Raw genomic sequence first — 18,660 nt, 5'->3', positions numbered from 1 at the left:
TAAAATGTTAATAAGCAAAAAAGACAGCCGAATTGACGACTGCCTTCTTAAAGGAAGTTTCTATAATCAGAAACTAAAAAAAGTATATCATATAAATAGAAAGAAAGACACATAAAGTGCCTGCCCCACAAACGTTTTATTTTCGAATAGCTTTCATTACAATTGAAACAATTAAGATTAAAACAATTGCCCCGATCAACGCAGGCAGAATTGGTACACCGCCTAAAACTGGTCCCCATGTGCCTAATAGTTTACTTCCAATTGCAGAACCAATTAAACCAGCAATAATGTTACCGATGATCCCGCCAGGAATGTCTTTACCTAAAATTGCTCCAGCTAGCCATCCTATTAGGCCACCTACTATAATCATTAATATAAATCCCATATAATCACTCCTATTCAAAATTCGTTAAAACAATCGTACTATTTTATTTCCCTAAAAACAAGATAGAAAACAATTCAAATCATATAAAAAAGCAGCCACATATAGTAGCTGCTAAACATTTAATTAAGAAGCGACAATATGTCTAAAAACAATCGTATTTTTATGTACCCTGTTATTATAATTAATAAACAAAAAAAATACCGTCGAAATGACACTTAAGTATATGAATGCTATTGGACTGCAAACTATTAGCAAAGGATGTTTTTATATTATCAGAACATTCTGTAACCTATAAGTAATAAATAAAAAACCACCCATAAGAGTGGCCGTGAAAAAATATATTTAAGGTTATAGGCTGCTAAGGGGGCAACCTACAAACATATTGTACCATATAAATTAAATGACAGACACATATAAGTCTGTATTCCCTATATATAAACAACCACTCGCCTATCAGAGAAGAGTGGTTCAAAAGGAATGAAGTTCTGGAGGAACTCCATGAATTTAATTTTATATTGTAAAATATAAAATTGCAATACTTTTTTTAATTATTAATATACCTAACTCCAATTAATACTACCCAAATATTTTTCGTTCTTTATTTTTTCATCTTTATCAGTAATCTTACATACAGCTAAGTAGAAATATCCAGCGCTTGGATTTGTTGGATATTTAAATTTAATCCACCAATAACCATCCTTTTTAGTTATGCTTACAAAGTCGACCCATTCATTCGCATAAATCCATGAACCACTATCCACAACTTCACCTTTTAATCCAGCACTGCGTCTTACTTTAATCGTTGTCTTAGCTGTAAAACGCCCTGACCAATTCCATGTAATTTTTTCTGCTGCTTTAAAGTTAGGACGCACAAAGTACATATTAGAGTCATATTACAAAGTTAATATTAAAGGTGCAGTGAAAGAACAACCAGAGGAAGATAAGTTTATGCAACTAGAATACTTTTATAAGTTAAAAGAATATGCACAAAGTCAAAACCAGCTATCCTACCTTTTTATATATTTAGCTATTGTAACTGGTGCTAGATTTAGCGAAATTCAGAAAATGAGATACAAAGATTTCGATATAGAAAACGAAACTGTTCACATTAGAGGTACTAAAAATGTTACATCAGATCGTGTGATTAAAATATCACGAGAAGATATAAAACATGTTAGACAAGTATTAAACCACTTCCCTATTAATTTAGATGGAGATATATTCAGAACTGGTGCATCGTTAATTACACATAATGCAGTTTCTAAAGTGCTACAACGTTTCTGCTTAAATAATAGAATAGGTAATTATACATTGCATTCCATACGTCATACACACTGTTCAATGTTGATTCACGAAGGCATATCAATATATTATATTTCAAAAAGATTAGGGCATGCAGATATAACAACTACCCTATCGACATATAGTCATTTATTAGAAGAAAGTCAAAAACAAGAAGAAACAAAGAGGCTAGAAGCCTTGCGCCACATGTGATACAGAGATTTTATGTCAACGAAACCTTAATTTTGACATGGTTTTATTATTTTTTTACGCCATTTTGACATGCGGATGACATGTTTTATAAAAGTCTATGTAAAACAAAAACATCGAAACCTATAATATCAAGGCTTTCGATGTTTTAAGAAATCTTTAATTATGTAATTAACGGAGAGTGAGGGATTCGAACCCTCGAGACGCTTGTGGCGCCTACACACTTTCCAGGCGTGCTCCTTCGGCCAACTCGGACAACTCTCCATATAAAAAAACAGAAGCGATAATTCACTTCTGTTTGTATGACCCCGACGGGACTCGAACCCGTGTTACCGCCGTGAAAGGGCGGTGTCTTAACCGCTTGACCACGGGGCCATGGCTCCACAGGTAGGACTCGAACCTACGACCGATCGGTTAACAGCCGATAGCTCTACCACTGAGCTACTGTGGAATAATTATAATGGAGCGGGTGATGGGAATCGAACCCACAACATCAGCTTGGAAGGCTGAGGTTTTGCCATTAAACTACACCCGCATTTCAACGATTATGGGGCGGATGATGGGAATCGAACCCACGAGTGTCGGAACCACAATCCGATGCGTTAACCACTTCGCCACAACCGCCAAAGTAAAAATAGAAAGAATGGTTCAGGACAGAGTCGAACTGCCGACACATGGAGCTTCAATCCATTGCTCTACCAACTGAGCTACTGAACCATAATTAAATGGCGGTCCCGATGGGATTCGAACCCACGATCTCCTGCGTGACAGGCAGGCGTGTTAACCGCTACACTACGGGACCTTTTAAAAATTGCGGGAGGCGGATTTGAACCACCGACCTTCGGGTTATGAGCCCGACGAGCTACCGAACTGCTCCATCCCGCGTTAATATTATTAATGACGACTACCAATTAAATATACCATAAATGTTAACTTAATGTCAACGTTTTTTTAAAATTAATTTACATTGGCTTAATCAAATTTAAAACTAAGTGTGATAGTGGCTGTTCGCACATCACCTATCAAATAAGACTAACTTAGTATATAAAGATTTTACGGTTTAGTCAATGGATTTCAAAAACTAATTTGTGTAAAAATGGTTTATAATAATATTATTTTAATTTTAGTTTCCTTTTTATACAAATAATTAGTGCCTTCACCCATTTATTTACAGTTTTTAGATATTTTCTCAATCAAAAAGTGTAACAATAGTTCAATAGATAAAGACCTTCAACCTAGATAACTCTATTTAAAATTGTTATTTATTGACTCATAATACCTTGCATTTTACTTTGCAATCTTGTAAATGTTGTAAATCCATCATCTTCCATAAAATGTCCCCCATATTCAGTCACCTTACATTTGCCACCTAATGTATCCATTAACCTTTTAGTTTCTTCATATGATATACATTTATCATCTTTAGCGCACAAACCATAAAAAGATTCTACTTTACCTTTAACTTGTTCATAATCGACTTGAAAGCTTTCTGTGTGAGCTAATTCATTCGGCACTTGAGCATCTTCCATAAATCCTGAAATACTGAAAAAACCTTCTATATAATCTACATCCACTTCTTCAATAAATTTTAATGATGCTAAAGTACCAAAGCCATGTGTAACAAAATAAGTTTCATATTTATTAATTTGAATTTGTTTCTTCATTTCACTTACCCATTTTTCAATTTTGCTATCTTTTTCATAAGGTAAATTAAATAATGTTACATCATAACCTTCTAATGTAAGGTTATTTGCGAGCCAATCATACCAATGATTTGATGCATCTCCATATTTTGAATGTACTATTACGATATCAGTCATAAATATCCCCCACTTTATTTGAATCACATTTGCTATATATCATATTAACTTTACAACTGTTTCATTATCTCATAGATTCTTCTCTATTATAAAGAATCTAATAGTCTTAATTAAAAAACCATATCATCTATATAGATGATATGGTTAATTGTGTTTATTAAATTATTATAATTCTGCTAATAACTCTTCTACAGCATTTTTACCTTGTTGAATACAATCAGGTAAACCTACCGCTTCAAAAGACGCACCTGTGATACGTAGTTTTGGATAATTTTGTTTAATATGTGTTTGGATTGATCTAATTTTATTTATATGACCAACGTGGTATTGTGGCATACTTTTAGGTAGTCTATTCACAATACTAAAGTCTGGAGACCCTTTGAAAGTCATCATTTGGCTCAAATCTTTTTTAACAATATTAACTAATTCTTCATCTGTATGATCGTCTACAACTGTGTCATTAGGTTTACCTACATAGGCACGTAGAAGTACTTTGCCTGCAGGTGTCGTAAATGGCCATTTCTTACTTGTCCATGTACAAGCTGTTATGTCGGTTTCACTTGTACGTGCAATTACAAATCCAGTACCATCATATGTGTTTTCAATATTTTTTTCGTCAAAGGCCAATACAACAGTGGCTACTGTGGTACAATCCATAGAATCAAAATAATCAAAGGCAGGATCATTACCAAACCATTGCATAAATGTTTCATGTGGTGTAGTCACTAACACACTGTCGTAAGTGTCTTTATTTTCTCCACTGATAACTTCATAATTATTTTGTGAAGTTATGATATCTTTAATTGGCGTTTGATATTTAATTTCAACGCCTTGCTTGACAACGTATTCAGTCAAATATTCTATAAATGAACTAAGTCCATGTTTAAACTGTTTAAATTGTCCCTTGGGCGCACCTGGGTATAATTGACGCTGCTTTTGGCGCTGTATTTTTTCATGTCTCATGCCTTTAATCAAACTACCAAATTGTTCTTCTCTATGCTTAAACTCTGGAAAAGTACTCATTAAACTTAAATCATCAATATTTGTACCATAAATACCACCCATTAAAGGCTCAATTAGATTTTCTAGTACCTCATCACCCAAACGTTCTCGGAAAAATGCGCCTACTGAAATATCTTCATCCATTTCTGTCGGCTTTTTAAATAAATCTAATCCAGCACGCAATTTTCCTTTAGGAGAGATTAACTTTGTCTTTAAAAATGGTTTTATATCTGTTGGCACGCCTAGTATAGACCCACCAGGTATTGGAAACAATTTATTCTTTGCATAGATATAAGACTGTCCAGTTTGATTAGTAATCAAGTCATTTTCTAAACCAATCTCTTGAGCAATATCAGTCATAATTTGTTTGCGACCTAAATAAGATTCTGGGCCTAACTCAATAGTATAACCATCTTTCCTATATGTTTGGATTTTTCCACCAGTTCTATTAGAAGATTCGTATATAGTTACATCTACATCGGGACGTAATTTTTTTATAAAATAAGCACTAGATAATCCTGTAATACCAGCACCAATTATTGCGATACTTTTACCCAAATTAATTCACGCTTCCTTTAATAAACATTTTTAACTTCATCAACGATTGCACCGATAAACAATGGATCCGTATTAGGCATTGAAGGTCGGTAATAATTTACTCCTAGTTCATCACAAACCACTTTACATTCGTAATCGTTATCAAACAATACTTCTAAATGTTCACAAACAAATCCTACAGGTGTATATATGAAATGCTTATATCCGTGTGTTTCATACAAAGATCTCGTCAAATCTTGAACATCTGGCCCTAACCACGGCGTACCCGTGTTACCTTCCGATTGCCATCCTTTTGCCACATGAATGATATCAGATTGCTCCTCTAATAATTGTGCAGTATGATGTAATTCATTCGGATAAGGATCATTATTTTTCTCAATCAGTCCTTTAGGTAAGCTATGAGCCGATACTACTAATACAGTTTCATCATGCTCTTCGCGTGGAATTTTTGTTAGTGTTTCATTAATTTTTTCAGTCCAGTATTGTATAAATTTAGGCTGTTGATAATAATGCGCTACATGTTTAAATTGTATACCGAATTTATCTGCTTCTTTTTGGGCACGTGTATTATAAGATCCCACTGAAAAACTTGAGTAGTGTGGCGCTAACACAACGGTAACTGCCTCATCTATACCATCTTCATGCATTGATTGTACTGCATCTTCTATATATGGAGAGATGTGTTTCAATCCTATATAAAGTTTAAATTGCACATCATCATATGCTTCATTGAGCGCGTCTAGTAAAGCTTCAGCTTGTCTATTTGTCGTACCTGCTAAAGGAGATAGTCCTCCTATAAATTGGTATCTATCTTTTAAATCTTGTAATTCTGCATCAGATGGCTTTTTACCACGTCTAATATCAGTGTAATATGGTTCAATGTCACTTTCTTTATATGGTGTACCATAAGCCATTACTAATAGACCTATCGTTTTAGTCATTTTAAAATCATCCTCTTGTATAATAAATTTTAGATTTATATGACATAATTATTTGTGAATCTTGGTAGCCAAAGTTTATGTCGTACTATCTTTGTGTGTATTCATGTACAAACGTAGTCACTCGTTTTAAAGTTTCAGGTTTCACCTCTGGAAAAACACCATGACCTAAATTAAAAATATGTTTCCCATGCTCCATACCTTGATCTAAAATCACTTTTAATCTTTCTTCTATAACATCCCAAGGTGCTAATAACAGAGATGGATCTAAATTACCCTGTAACGTTTTATTAATATTCATCGCATTGGCCTCTTTAATAGATAAACGCCAATCCAACCCTAAAACATCGATTGGTAAAGAATTCCATTCATCAGCTAAATGACTCGCGCCAACTCCAAATAAAATAACTGGCACATTATATTTTGCTTTTATACCACTGATCAACTTATTCATAGCTGGTTTTATATAATAACGATAATCTTGAACATTTAACGCGCCCACCCAAGAATCAAATACTTGAATGATTTGGGCACCCGCTTCTACTTGAGCGGCAGTATAAGTGATAGACATATCAACAAGATGATCCATTAATGCGAACCATGTTGCTTCGTCCCTATACATCATTGCCTTTGTAAAATTATAATTTTTTGAAGGTCCACCTTCAATCATATAACTCGCTAAAGTGAATGGTGCACCAGTAAAGCCTATTAAAGGTACATTTAATTTTTCTTCAGTTAATAATTTTATTGTATCTAAAACATAGGGCACGTCTCGTTTTGGATCTATAACACCTAGTTTCTCAACATCTTGGATATTTTTTATCGGATTATGAATAACCGGACCAATTCCTGACTTTATTTCAACGTCTACACCAATCGGTTGTAATGGCGTCATAATATCTTTATAAAGTACAGCTGCATCTGTATCATAATTATCTACAGGTAAATGTGTTACATATGCACACAATTCTGGTTGGTGCGTAATTTCAAATAACGAATACTTTTCTTTTAATTTTCTATATTCAGGTTGTGACCTCCCTGCTTGTCGCATAAACCATACTGGCGTATGTGACACAGCTTCACCATTAATCATATTTAGGATTGTATTATTTTTATTATGCACCTTTTAATCCTCCTACATTGTAATCATTCTTATCTATAATACCATACTGCATTATCACTCGTATTTCATTGTGCTTAAATGTCATAAAAAAGACAAACTGTTAGCTTTTCCCGATTTAATCATTTGACTATTGTTTTATGATAGAAATCAATTATAATGTTATCAAAGCTTATTTTATATCTATTTGAAAAACTAGATATATCTTATAGTAAGGTATAGTAGTTAACTATACTTCCATAAACAAAGCAAGGGGGAAAATCTTTATGAAAATTTTTGCATCTTATGGGACGTTTGGTTATTTAAATCAAATCAGATTGAATAATCCTGACCATAACTTATTACAATTTTCTGCATCAGATTCTTCAGTGATTTTGGAAGAAACAGATGAAAAATCAGTATTAAAACAGCCTTTAATTTATAATATCCTTGAGTCTGAAGGAGATTTAAACGAAAACTATTTTTATTCTGTAATCTTTGTGCCAACATCAGAAGATCATGCTTATCAACTAGAAAAAAGATTAGAAAATTTAACTACTGATTTCAAACAATTTGCAGGTTATAGATGCTACCGTTTCTTAAAACCAGAGCATGGTTTAACTTATAAGATTTACTTTGGTTTTGAAAGTAGAACAGCTTATGAAGATTTTAAAGCTTCATCTGTTTTCAAAGATAATTTTGATAAACTTGCACTTAGTCAATTCTTTGGCTCTAGTAGTCAACATTCAAGTTATTTCGAAAGATATCTGTTCCCAATTGACGATAATTAATTTTTTCGTAAAGATCATATCAAAATAAAGTGGTCGTTGCTCATTTCATTTAATGATGTATAGAGTAACGACCACTTTTTTAATCTTTTAGTAATGATTCTTGATATTTGAGTTTTTTGACAACGTTTCTGATGGTTAACCACCCTACTAAAAAGAATAACAAACCATAATAGCTATACATCGGTAATGTGATTGCATAAACGATTACAAACAATACACCAACAATAAACATGAGTCTATATAGAAATTGTTCATAGCCTTTTATTACTTTAGTATCTGGGCTCGGCCAAACTTGTGGCCACAAGCCATATGCTTGCTGTGTATAAAACTGAGCCATTTGTAATAAAATTATATACATAAAAAGACTACCTATAATTAGAGTAACCAATGGTTGATCTAACCAAAACATTAAAATCATCGCTAATACAACTAATCTTAATATTATGTTAAACGCATCTTTACCTCTTGCAAAACTTCTAATAAATAAATAAAGATACATATAGTTTTCATTAAATTTCTTGTTTTTCGGAGTGATTAACAATGGATCAAGATAACTTCTACGTACTGCCGTTTCCTTTAAGTGTTTAACGTCGGTAAACATATTCACAAATTTATAATAATTCATATGATGTTGTTGTTCTGACTTAATCATTCTTTCCCAAGGAAATAATTGATTTTTATTTTGGTGTTTAAGCAAAATGGCTAATCCAATTAATACGAATATAGAGGTTAAACTAGATAAATGCTTTGCATCTAACGCAACATAGTACCCCGAAGCGTAAACGATAAACAATACAAGATGGAGAGACCAACTTTCTAATTTATACTTGTACCATTGCCATTTCACTAATAATCCTAAATAAGGCATAACTAGCATTAACACAGCAAACAGTATATAAAATCCAAATGATCGGTTATTTATTACGAAAAACAATGGAAATAGCACGATTAAAATTAAAAGTTGAAGTCCTATTCGCGAAAAATAACTATAAACAAGCGATTGTGTCATGTATGTTTCCATATTTTTTTCGAAAGGCAATAAAAATAACCTGTCTGCATCTTTCAGTAAAGTCCTTAATGGAAACATAGAGGTAATTGCCACAATAACACTTGTAATCAAAGCATAATTAATATGCTGTGGTATAGACTTTAACCAATCACCATATCCTAATATAAATGCACCTAATAAAATAACAAGAAATACAGAAAAATGGCCATTGAAAATAAATTTATTATAATATTGCTTTTCTTTACTGATTTCCTTTTTTCTACTAAAAAATAATTGCTTAGCATTCTGTGTCATGAATTATTGCCACCTTGTGTTACATGGATGTAAATCTCATCTAGTGTTTTACCTTCTAAGCCTGTCTGCTTACGAAGTTCTTCTAAATTACCGAAAGCTACAATTTCACCTTCATCCATGATTAAAAATCGATCGCAATACCTTTCTGCAGTTGCTAAAATGTGTGTACTCATTAAAACTGTTCGATTTTCATTCTTTTTCTCAACCATTAAATCTAACATTGATTGAATTCCTAAAGGGTCTAAACCTAAGAATGGTTCATCAATAATGTATAGTTCAGGATCTACTATAAAAGCACAGATTATCATTACTTTTTGTTTCATTCCTTTAGAGAAATGACTTGGGAAGATATGTAACTCATCTTCTAATCTAAAAGTCTTGAGTAACGGGTGCGCTCGTTCCATTGCTTCTTCCCTACTAATATTGTAAGCCATAGCCGTCATATAAATGTGTTCTTGTAATGTTAGTTCTTCATATATAACTGGAGATTCAGGAATATACGATAGTTTCCTTCTATAAGTCTCTACATCTTGATTAATGTTGATATCTGAAATAGTTAGACTACCTTCCATTGGCGTCAGTAATCCTAACATATGTTTAATTGTCGTACTCTTTCCTGCACCGTTTAGCCCAATAAGGCCAACAATTTCTCCTTGATTGAGTTCAAAATTTATATTTTTAATTACAGGTCGTTTACCATATCCGCCTGTTAAATGTTCTACTTTTACTGTCATATGGCACCTCCACAAATCATATTGTATCAAAAATTAAGCTTTAGGTATAAATTTATTGCGAAAACTGACGTGAATAATATAGTAATGCTATAATAGGCAGTAACAATCTTACAAGGAGTGAAGCTTTTATGTCAGAAACAGTCTTTAGTAAAATTATCGATGGTGAAATTCCGAGTTATAAAGTATATGAAGATGAACACGTATATGCATTCTTAGACATTTCACAAGTTACAAAAGGTCACACATTATTAATACCAAAAAAAGCATCTGCAAATATTTTTGAAACTGATAGTGAAACTATGACACATATCGGAGTTGCTTTACCAAAAGTAGCAAATGCTATAAAATCAGCTTTTAACCCTGACGGATTAAATATTATACAAAATAATGGCGAATTTGCCGATCAATCTGTTTTCCATCTTCATTTCCATTTATTACCAAGGTACGAAAACGATGTGGATGGTTTTGGTTATAAATGGGAAACACATGCAGAAAGTATCGATGACGAACAAAAGGCAAAAATCGCAGAAGAGATAGCTGCTCACTTCGATTAAAAATGCTTACCTTATAACATATAGGGTATATAAAAATTATTAACCGTTGAGATATTATTTAGAAATGAGGAGAATTTTTATGAAAACAGCTCAAATACTATTAGGTCTAGGTGCCGGAGTTGCTACTGGTCTAGGCGTAGCGTTGATGAATCGTGATAAAAAACATTCTAATGAATACATTGAACACGCGAAGAAACCCGTTGGCGCTGAGTCTGAATTTAATAGAGAAATCAATACAATTAAGCAAAGCATAAACGACATCACTAACTATATTGCTCAAATAAAGTCTGAAGGCACTGAATTTGGTAGTTCAATTGGTGATGAAGTTAAAACAATGATTGGTGATTTTAAATCAGATATAGACCCTAACATTGAAAAACTACAATCTCATATAGAGAACCTCCAAAACCGCGGAGATGAAATTACTAAAGCGTTTGAAAAAGATAATTAAGTTAATCGCGGCTTGGTTTAAAGTCTGTTGCCAATATTTCTGAACTGCAACTCACCCTTTATTGGTGTGAGTTGCAGTTCTTTTTTAATCATTAGCTATTCAGGCTAAAACCGTAATATAAGACTTAAATTTAAGTGCAAATACTAGATACAAATTTATCTTGACGATTTTTCTATTAAGATAGATAATACGAAAGTATATAGCATGCGAATTATAATATAAAGGAGTATGACCGAATAATGTATCTTTGTACACGGCAAATAGATATTAATGCTCGTTTTGGTTTACCTAGGATTGCTTTTCTTAGTTTAGTCACAACAATCATTACATTTCTCATTGCTTATGAAATTTTATACTTCTTTTCAAATACAAAGTTAACAGATAAATATTTTTTAATTTTCTTGTTACTCGTATTAGTTTTATACCCTATTCATAAAGCAATTCATTTATTCTTTTTGTTTCCGTACTATAAATCATTTAAAAAGTATAAGTTATTAAAGCAAAAAAACATTCCTTTTTATAACACGTACGTGAACACGCCTGTAAATAAGTATTATTTTTGTTTTGATTTGATGACACCAGTTATTATAATCACTACAGTTTGCGCTTATTTAAGCACTTTATTCCCGCAGTATGGACATTATCTAATGTTTCTTATTGCATTAAACATGGGCTATTCAGTAATGGATTTTCTATACTTAAAGATTATTATATTTTCAAACGAAGGCACTTACATTGAAGAACATCAAACAGGCATTAATATATTAAATAAAGTTGAGTCCAAACATGAACGTCATATATAACTAAAATTTTAAATAATAATAATGTTTCAAAAGCTGTTTTCAATAAGTTTTTACAATTTAAATTATTTTAATAAAGCAACAAAATCTTATTTTTAAAATTCGATTTTGTTGTTTTTTTATAAACAAACTAATACTATAGTCTTAGAAATTGTGTTTCTAATTGGTGATTAAACAATAATATGTTATATTTACGTTGTTATTCTTACAAAAGGAGTTACAACCATGAAAACATTGAAAAAAGTTATACTTCCTGTTACAGCTAGTGCTTTATTATTAGGTGCGTGTGGTAACAGTGCAACAGACTCAAAAGAAGATACAATCATTTCTTCCAAAGCTGGTGACGTTAAAGTAGAAGATGTTATGAATAAAATTGGCGATGAACAAATTGCTAACAGTTCTTTCTCTATTTTATTAAACAAACTACTGGCTGATAAATATAAAGATGAAGTTAACACTAAAGATATTGATAAGGAAGTTGAAAAAGAGCAAAAACAATATGGTGGTAAAGACCAATTTGAAAGCATGTTAAAACAACAAAAAATGTCTCTAGGCGATTACAAAGAGCAGAAAAAATTACAAGCTTATCAAAAAGAATTGCTTAATGACAAAGTAGATATCTCAGATAAAGAGATTAAAGAAGATACTAAAAAAGGCTCTCACATCTTAATTAAAGTTAAAGAAAACAAAGATGATAAAGAAGGTTTATCAGATAAAGATGCTAAAGCTAAAGCAGAAAAAATCCAAAAACAAGTTGAAAAAGATCCAGATAAATTTGGCGAAATTGCTAAAAAAGAATCAATGGATAAATCTTCAGCTAAAAAAGATGGTAGCTTAGGTTACGTTATCAAAGGTCAAATGGAAGATAAATTTGAAAAAGCACTCTTCAAGCTTAAAGAAGGTAGCATCTCTGACGTAGTCAAAACTGATTATGGTTATCACATCATTAAAGCAGATAAACAAGATGATTTTGATAAAGAAAAAGGCAAACTTAAATCACAATTAATTCAATCTAAAGTTCAAAAAGAACCTAAATTACTAACAGATGCATATAAAGAGCTATTGGATGAATATAAAGTAGATTACAAAGATAGAGATATCAAAAAAGCAATCGAAGACTCAATATTAGATCCTGAAAAAATTAAACAACAACAACAGCAGCAACAACAACAACAAATGATGCAACAAAGTGGCGCTGGCATGTCTACAGGACAATAATAAATTCAAAAAAGAGGTTAGGAATTTTCCTAACCTCTTTTTTATACTATAAAGAAAAGTAAGTTATAAAAATGAGAGTAGGACGATGCAATCTTTTTAAAAGTAATTGCAGCCCTACTCTCAATATTTAATTTAAAAACCTCTTTCATCAAGCTATTTCAAGAAAATTTTCTAGCTTAATCAAATAGCCTTAACTATTAATCTAATGATGTTGGATTGTAAAATTGTCTACCATCTAATCCAAAGATACGTTCCGTAAATTGTCCTTTATTTGTTTTCTTAAATGCTTTTTCAAACATGTTCATTTTCGCATCTATGTTATCAATAAAGAACAATATTTCAGCCTCTTTCATGTGTGGTAATTTAGGTGATCCAAATTCCATTTTACCGTGATGTGCTAAAATCATATGGCGTAATAATAATACTTCTTCACCATCAATGTTTAATTCTCTAGCAGCTTCAGCAACTTCATCACTTGCAATCGATATATGACCTAATAAGTTTCCTTCAACTGTATAAGACGTAGCCACTGGTCCACTTAATTCTCTGACTTTACCTAAATCATGTAAAATAATAGCACTATATAATAAACTGCGATTCAATAATGGATAAATATCACATATTGATTTAGCTACTTGCAACATTGTTAACACATGGTAACTTAAACCACTTGAGAAGTTGTGATGGTGTGTACTTGCAGCCGGAAATGTAAAGAATGCTTCTTGATGTTTACGTATTAAATGACGTGTAATGCGTTGTAATGTCGCATTTTCAATTTCTAACATATAATGTGAAATCTCTTCTTGAATTTCATCAGGTGTCATAGGTGCACCGTCTACAAAATCTTGTGTTTTCATATTATCTTCTGGTGTAGCCAATTTTATTTTATTAATTTTCATTTGCTTACGGCCACGATAATTTATAATATCGCCTGTAACGTGTACAATCTTTTCAGGCTCTAATACTTTCATATCCTCTTTACTTACAGTCCAAAGTTTCGCTTCAAGATCTCCACTTTTGTCTTGTAGATGAAGCGTCATATAGTCTTTACCTTGAGCAGTTACACCTTGTGTAGCTTTATGAATCAAGAAAAAATGATCCACTGAATCTCCAGGATTTAAATTTTCAACATTTCTCATTATTTACCGCCTTCCTCTATTTTATTTAAAGTTATAATTTGTTTTGAAGGCACACTCGTATCTTTCACACATGTAAAATACAAAATTTGATAGCTGCTTGGCATTTGTCTTAAATAATTCATCATGATGTCTTTTCTATATTTATCAAAATGCACAAAAGCGTCATCAATAATAATTGGGAATGGATAATACGGTTTCAAAGTTTGAATCAAACTCAAACGTAATGCAATATATAAAATTTCTTTCGTAGATTGACTTAATTCTACTGGTTCATACATCTGTCCATTTACTTGTTTTACCATTAAATCGTCATTAGCATATGTTACTTGCACATAATGACCATTTGTTAAATGCGAAAAGATATTAGTCGCTTCGTTTATCACTTGTGGCAAACGTTTATCTTTAATTTGTTTAATATGCCCTTCTACCAAAGCTTGTAGATAACTAAGGCTAGCCCAATCTTTAGCTTCATCATTTACTTTATTTTTAAGTATATGGAATCTATGCCTTAAATCAGCTAAAGTTTTATCTGTTTCCATATCAGTTATTTTAGCATTTAAGTCACTTACTTGTGACTGTAATTCTAAATATTGGTCGTTATAATCATCAACTTGACGTGCAAGTACTTCATCTTCATTTGTCAATTGTGCAGCAGTTTTCTCACTCAATCTAGAACTAGAATCATAATTGTAATTTTGATTTTCTAGATATTTTGATAAATCATTAAAACGTGCCATCTGTTGATGGTAATTTTGATGTTGAACATGATGTTGATAATAAGACTCTTCATCGTTAACATTAACAAAATTGAATAATTGTGAAATGACATTACTATTTTCATTGAGTCTATTATGAAGTTGTGAAACCTCACTTTCAAGTAGCTTAATTTGTTCATTATTTCTATTCCACTTATCTAAATTATTTGTTTCTTCTTTTAGCCATTGTCTTATATCGTGGAACAATGAAAGTTTATTAAAATATGAAAATTGGTTTTTAGTGATTTCTTGTGCATGAGCATAGAATTCATCTAATTGTTGTTGTAATTCATGTGCTTTTTTATGAAGTTCAGTAATATGAATATCATGTTCTTTAATTTTATTCATTGTATTAATGCTATCAATAATTAATTCATCTGACATTTTATTAGATAAGAACAAGTCTGCTTTAACATCATTAATATTGTTCTGTGCAGTTTGATAATGTTGTTTGGCTTGCTCTAATGTGTCTTCTAAATAAGTTGCTTTCTTATTAATTGCTTCTTTTGTTTTAATTGCAGTTTGGTATTGTTCGCGAACTCTATACTGATCATCCAAATCAAAATCAAGGTCATAATTGTCCTCTAAATGATTCACTTGCTGTTGCAAATCATCAATCTCTTTTGAAAATGTTTCGCTATGCCCAATTTCTTTTGTTTTTACAAAGAATAAACCTGTGATAAAGACTAGAGATAAAATAGCAAATACGATACCGAAAATAATATTTGCTGATACAAACGAAAAGATTGTTAACCCAATTCCTATTACCGCTAATACCATTAGAGCTATACGTAATAAATTTTGTTTTTTCTCATTTTCTCGTTGTTCAGTATCAAATGCCTCTTTCATTTTTTGATAGAGATTATTTTTTTCTTGTAATTCAAATACTCTTTTATTATATTGCTTTTTCTTCTCGAAATTTTCTTCTGGAACAATGTCTGCTTCTAATGATTCTATTTCTGCGTTGTTTGTGTCTTTATCAATTTTATTTTCTTCAATGTTACGTTCCAGTTGTTGTATATATGCAGTTTGTTCTTGTTTGTTTTTTATTTGATTGCTAACGTGACTTTTCATTGCTTCAGAATCGTCTACTTGATGATGCACATCTTGCCAACCAATATTTGAACTTAACCCTGATTTTTCACGCTTTTTATCTTCTATTTCTTTTTCTACAGATTTTAGTTCATATTCTTTTTGCTTAATTTCGTTTTCTTGTTGATGTAAATGATTAAATGCATCTATATCACTTTGTTTGGGCACATTTACTTTTTCATTTTCTGTTTTTAGATGTGCTAATCGTTCTTCACGCAAACCAATATCACGTTTTAAATTTTGTGTTTGTATTTTCGCAGATTCATAACGATCAATACCTTGTTCTGGAAACACTATTGGTTCAATATTTAATTGGGTTTCTAGTTGTTTCCATTCTTGAGTCTGTTCATGTAATGCAATCTCTTTTTGTTTTTGCTCATGCATTTTAGATAGTTGTGTTAAGTTTTGCTTTAAAGTACTTAACCTACGTTCAGCTTTATCTTTATCATCAACTAATCTTTTATATGATGTTAACTTTGCTTCTTCTTCTCGAATTTGTCCTTCAAGTTCTTTCAACTGTTCTAATTGTTGATTTATGATAGGATTACGACCATTTTTCTTATATAACATTTCTTTTTTATTACTTAATATTTCGCGCATACTTGTAAATTCTGTTGAACCTAATGCGCCTGCTTGTAACAAATAATTTTGTAATTGAGTTTCATCCATTTTTCTATGAATATCTTGAAGCCCAAGTACATCAAAAGAAAAAATACCTTGATATGTACGCTTAGAAATAAAATTCAGTTCTTTATTTAACCAAGTTTCATCTTTAATAGTTCCGTTAGGTAAGTATACTTTTACGTCACCTGTTGCACTGCCTTTAATACGTTCAACATCTACTAAAGACCCATCATCTTGAATTAAAGTCAACTTACCGCCGTATTGGTTTCCTAATCGAGGCTCTAACCGTGGCTCATTTTCTTTCTTAGTTGGGAAGCCGAAAAGTATGGAATGAATAAATGCTTGGACCGTTGATTTACCCGCTTCATTTTCTCCATAAATTTCAGTGAATGATTCATCAAATTCAATCTTTCTTTGTATAAATTTACCGTAGCCGTAAATCTCTAATGATTTAATTTTCATTTTATTCTCCCCTCATATCTGACTTCAAGAGTTCTTCAGCATGTTCAATAAGATTTCGTCTATCAAAATCGCTATAGTTTTCTAGATACTTAGATGCTTTAGGGTTTAAATATAAGTCATTCATCGCTTGATCATATAAGATATTGTCCTCGATTAACTCAGGAGAAAATTCTTTAACTAATGTATTTTGATCCTCATACTTATTCTTAATTGTTAAATCTTCAATAAATACAAAGTTATGTTCATTGGCCTCATAGTCACTTATCATTTCATGAATTTGTAAAATATCTTGTTCAGATATCCATTGATCTGAATCTACTAATACCTTGAGCTGATAGATTGCCTTACCATTTTTTCTAACTTGTGTTTTAAATGCTTGTATAGCATCAAAAAGGCCTTGTTTAGACGTTTGTTTTGTTTCTAGAGTCGCTTTTTCAAAACGTATAAATTGCGTTGGCACAAATTTAGCATTGAGATTTAAGTTATCACCTTCAACGAGGAGACAACCTTTTTCACCAAGCTCTTTAAAGTGTCTTCCTTGTATATTGCCAGGATAATGTATTTGTGGCATATCGCTCAATTGTTGACGTTCGTGTATGTGTCCTAATGCCCAGTAGTGATACAATTTATTATTTAAGTCTTCTAATCTAAACTCTGTGTAACGGTCATTTGTACTAGTTTTACTATATGTGCCATGCAAAATGCCAATGTGAATACCTTTATAGCCTTGGCTAGTTGGATATGCATCGAGCTTATTCTCATAACTAGCATCATTTTGATAGCTAAAACCATGAAGATAAATTTCCTCACCGTTTTTAGTTATTGTTTGATATGTTTCAACATTTTCAGAGAAAACTGATACATTGTCTGGCCACACAGTACCAATATTTGATGATAAAGGATCATGGTTACCGTGACATAAATAGACAAAAATCTGTTCTCTTTCTAAACGTTCGAATTGCTTCTTTAAAAACACTTCTGCACGTAATGTGCGGTTTTGTTGATCAAATAAATCACCTGAAATAATCATAAAATCGATTTCTTCGGCTAATGCTAAGTCCACTATTTTTTCAAAACTTTCATAAGCACTTTTTTGAATATCTTCGAAAATAGGCTGACTGAGATAATCTCTAGACTTAAAAGGACTATCTAAGTGTAAATCAGCACAATGAATAAATTTCACCATACAGTATCTTTCTCCTTTATTGAAAGCTTTATTTAAGCTGATGCATTTTGAATACTTCAGTAACAGATTACATATTTCAACCATTACTAAAATTTATGCATACAAATACCTTGTATTAGTATATTTTACCACATTGCCTATTAGACAGTCGATAAAACAAAAGATGCTCAATTCAAGACAATATCATTCCAAATTGTTATTGAATACCTTATCACATAGCCATATTCATCGTTTTTTAAATTAAAACAAATTCTTTAA

General features: G+C 31.7%; 17 protein-coding genes and 8 tRNA genes. 6 read left to right on the top strand and 19 right to left on the bottom strand.

The genetic code is table 11. The features are described 5' to 3' along the window. Positions 1-136 precede the first annotated feature (136 nt). Complete coding sequence (locus ACM591_RS06410) at positions 137-385, bottom strand: GlsB/YeaQ/YmgE family stress response membrane protein (RefSeq protein ID WP_047172186.1); 249 nt, start codon at positions 383-385, stop codon at positions 137-139. 560 nt (positions 386-945) lie between these two features. Continuing rightward, positions 946-1,266: a hypothetical protein gene (locus tag ACM591_RS06405; RefSeq protein ID WP_253902537.1), complete on the bottom strand. Its 321-nt coding sequence runs from the start codon at positions 1,264-1,266 to the stop codon at positions 946-948. Between the two features lie 37 nt (positions 1,267-1,303). Here ACM591_RS06405 and ACM591_RS06400 point away from each other — a divergent pair, with 37 nt between their 5' ends. Then, positions 1,304-1,879: a site-specific integrase gene (locus tag ACM591_RS06400; RefSeq protein WP_231495823.1), complete on the top strand. Its 576-nt coding sequence runs from the start codon at positions 1,304-1,306 to the stop codon at positions 1,877-1,879. 172 nt (positions 1,880-2,051) lie between these two features. On the opposite strand, the gene ACM591_RS06395 is transcribed toward ACM591_RS06400, so the two are convergent. The 12 genes from ACM591_RS06395 to hemE form a co-directional block, all read right to left on the bottom strand. After that, positions 2,052-2,140, bottom strand: a tRNA-Ser gene (locus tag ACM591_RS06395). Positions 2,141-2,179: 39 nt separating this feature from the next. Further along, positions 2,180-2,251 (bottom strand) — tRNA-Glu (locus ACM591_RS06390). 1 nt (position 2,252) lies between these two features. Beyond that, a tRNA-Asn gene (locus ACM591_RS06385) sits at positions 2,253-2,327 on the bottom strand. Between the two features lie 10 nt (positions 2,328-2,337). Continuing rightward, positions 2,338-2,411: transfer RNA gene (locus ACM591_RS06380), tRNA-Gly, on the bottom strand. Positions 2,412-2,424: 13 nt separating this feature from the next. Beyond that, positions 2,425-2,500 (bottom strand) — tRNA-His (locus ACM591_RS06375). A 20-nt stretch (positions 2,501-2,520) separates the two neighbouring features. After that, a tRNA-Phe gene (locus tag ACM591_RS06370) sits at positions 2,521-2,593 on the bottom strand. Between the two features lie 9 nt (positions 2,594-2,602). Next, positions 2,603-2,678 (bottom strand) — tRNA-Asp (locus ACM591_RS06365). A 9-nt stretch (positions 2,679-2,687) separates the two neighbouring features. Beyond that, positions 2,688-2,761, bottom strand: a tRNA-Met gene (locus tag ACM591_RS06360). 377 nt (positions 2,762-3,138) lie between these two features. Continuing rightward, the gene (locus ACM591_RS06355; RefSeq protein WP_029376911.1) at positions 3,139-3,696 is read right to left on the bottom strand and encodes an alpha/beta hydrolase; all 558 of its coding nucleotides are present in this window, start codon (positions 3,694-3,696) and stop codon (positions 3,139-3,141) included. 165 nt (positions 3,697-3,861) lie between these two features. Then, on the bottom strand, positions 3,862-5,256 hold the full coding sequence (hemY, locus tag ACM591_RS06350; protein ID WP_216715227.1) for a protoporphyrinogen oxidase: 1,395 nt from the start codon (positions 5,254-5,256) through the stop codon (positions 3,862-3,864). Positions 5,257-5,273: 17 nt separating this feature from the next. Further along, positions 5,274-6,197: a ferrochelatase gene (gene hemH, locus ACM591_RS06345; RefSeq protein ID WP_326026776.1), complete on the bottom strand. Its 924-nt coding sequence runs from the start codon at positions 6,195-6,197 to the stop codon at positions 5,274-5,276. A gap of 85 nt (positions 6,198-6,282) precedes the next feature. Continuing rightward, positions 6,283-7,317 carry a uroporphyrinogen decarboxylase gene (hemE, locus tag ACM591_RS06340; RefSeq protein WP_029376908.1) on the bottom strand — a complete coding sequence of 345 codons (1,035 nt, stop codon included), beginning with the start codon at positions 7,315-7,317 and terminating at the stop codon, positions 6,283-6,285. 263 nt (positions 7,318-7,580) lie between these two features. On the opposite strand from hemE, the gene ACM591_RS06335 reads away from it, so the two are divergent. Next, positions 7,581-8,084: a signal transduction protein TRAP gene (locus tag ACM591_RS06335; RefSeq protein ID WP_326026777.1), complete on the top strand. Its 504-nt coding sequence runs from the start codon at positions 7,581-7,583 to the stop codon at positions 8,082-8,084. Positions 8,085-8,163: 79 nt separating this feature from the next. On the opposite strand, the gene ecsB is transcribed toward ACM591_RS06335, so the two are convergent. Further along, a complete protein-coding gene (ecsB, locus tag ACM591_RS06330) occupies positions 8,164-9,387 on the bottom strand; it encodes an ABC transporter permease EcsB (protein WP_029376906.1) in 1,224 nt (407 codons plus the stop codon). After that, positions 9,384-10,121, bottom strand: coding sequence for an ABC transporter ATP-binding protein EcsA (gene ecsA / locus ACM591_RS06325; RefSeq protein ID WP_029376905.1), 738 nt, complete (start codon positions 10,119-10,121; stop codon positions 9,384-9,386). The genes ecsB and ecsA overlap by 4 nt, the downstream gene beginning before the upstream one ends. Before the next feature lie 128 nt (positions 10,122-10,249). On the opposite strand from ecsA, the gene ACM591_RS06320 reads away from it, so the two are divergent. The 4 genes from ACM591_RS06320 (at position 10,250) to ACM591_RS06305 (ending at position 13,144) form a co-directional block, all read left to right on the top strand. Beyond that, positions 10,250-10,675, top strand: coding sequence for an HIT family protein (locus ACM591_RS06320; protein WP_029376904.1), 426 nt, complete (start codon positions 10,250-10,252; stop codon positions 10,673-10,675). A gap of 79 nt (positions 10,676-10,754) precedes the next feature. Continuing rightward, positions 10,755-11,126, top strand: coding sequence for a YtxH domain-containing protein (locus ACM591_RS06315; protein ID WP_325996768.1), 372 nt, complete (start codon positions 10,755-10,757; stop codon positions 11,124-11,126). A gap of 239 nt (positions 11,127-11,365) precedes the next feature. Then, entirely contained in the window at positions 11,366-11,929 is a 564-nt protein-coding gene (locus ACM591_RS06310; protein WP_029376902.1) for a DUF3267 domain-containing protein, read from the top strand. A 222-nt stretch (positions 11,930-12,151) separates the two neighbouring features. Continuing rightward, positions 12,152-13,144, top strand: a complete 993-nt coding sequence (locus ACM591_RS06305) for a foldase protein PrsA (protein WP_029376901.1) — start codon at positions 12,152-12,154, stop codon at positions 13,142-13,144. Between the two features lie 197 nt (positions 13,145-13,341). Here the strand turns inward: ACM591_RS06305 and yhaM are convergent, their stop codons facing one another. The 3 genes from yhaM to ACM591_RS06290 are packed head-to-tail and all read right to left on the bottom strand — an operon-like array spanning position 13,342 to position 18,402. Further along, the gene (gene yhaM / locus ACM591_RS06300) at positions 13,342-14,283 is read right to left on the bottom strand and encodes a 3'-5' exoribonuclease YhaM (protein WP_029376900.1); all 942 of its coding nucleotides are present in this window, start codon (positions 14,281-14,283) and stop codon (positions 13,342-13,344) included. Beyond that, positions 14,283-17,216, bottom strand: a complete 2,934-nt coding sequence (locus tag ACM591_RS06295; RefSeq protein WP_326026778.1) for an ATP-binding protein — start codon at positions 17,214-17,216, stop codon at positions 14,283-14,285. The genes yhaM and ACM591_RS06295 overlap by 1 nt, the downstream gene beginning before the upstream one ends. 1 nt (position 17,217) lies before the next feature. Further along, entirely contained in the window at positions 17,218-18,402 is a 1,185-nt protein-coding gene (locus ACM591_RS06290; protein WP_029376898.1) for a metallophosphoesterase family protein, read from the bottom strand. Positions 18,403-18,660 lie beyond the last annotated feature (258 nt).

This window comes from Staphylococcus sp. Ze2 (assembly GCF_048568365.1).
Lineage (GTDB): Bacteria > Bacillota > Bacilli > Staphylococcales > Staphylococcaceae > Staphylococcus > Staphylococcus xylosus.
The sequence above is the reverse complement of the archived record's forward strand: the minus strand, read 5'-3'. Positions and strand labels throughout refer to the sequence as shown.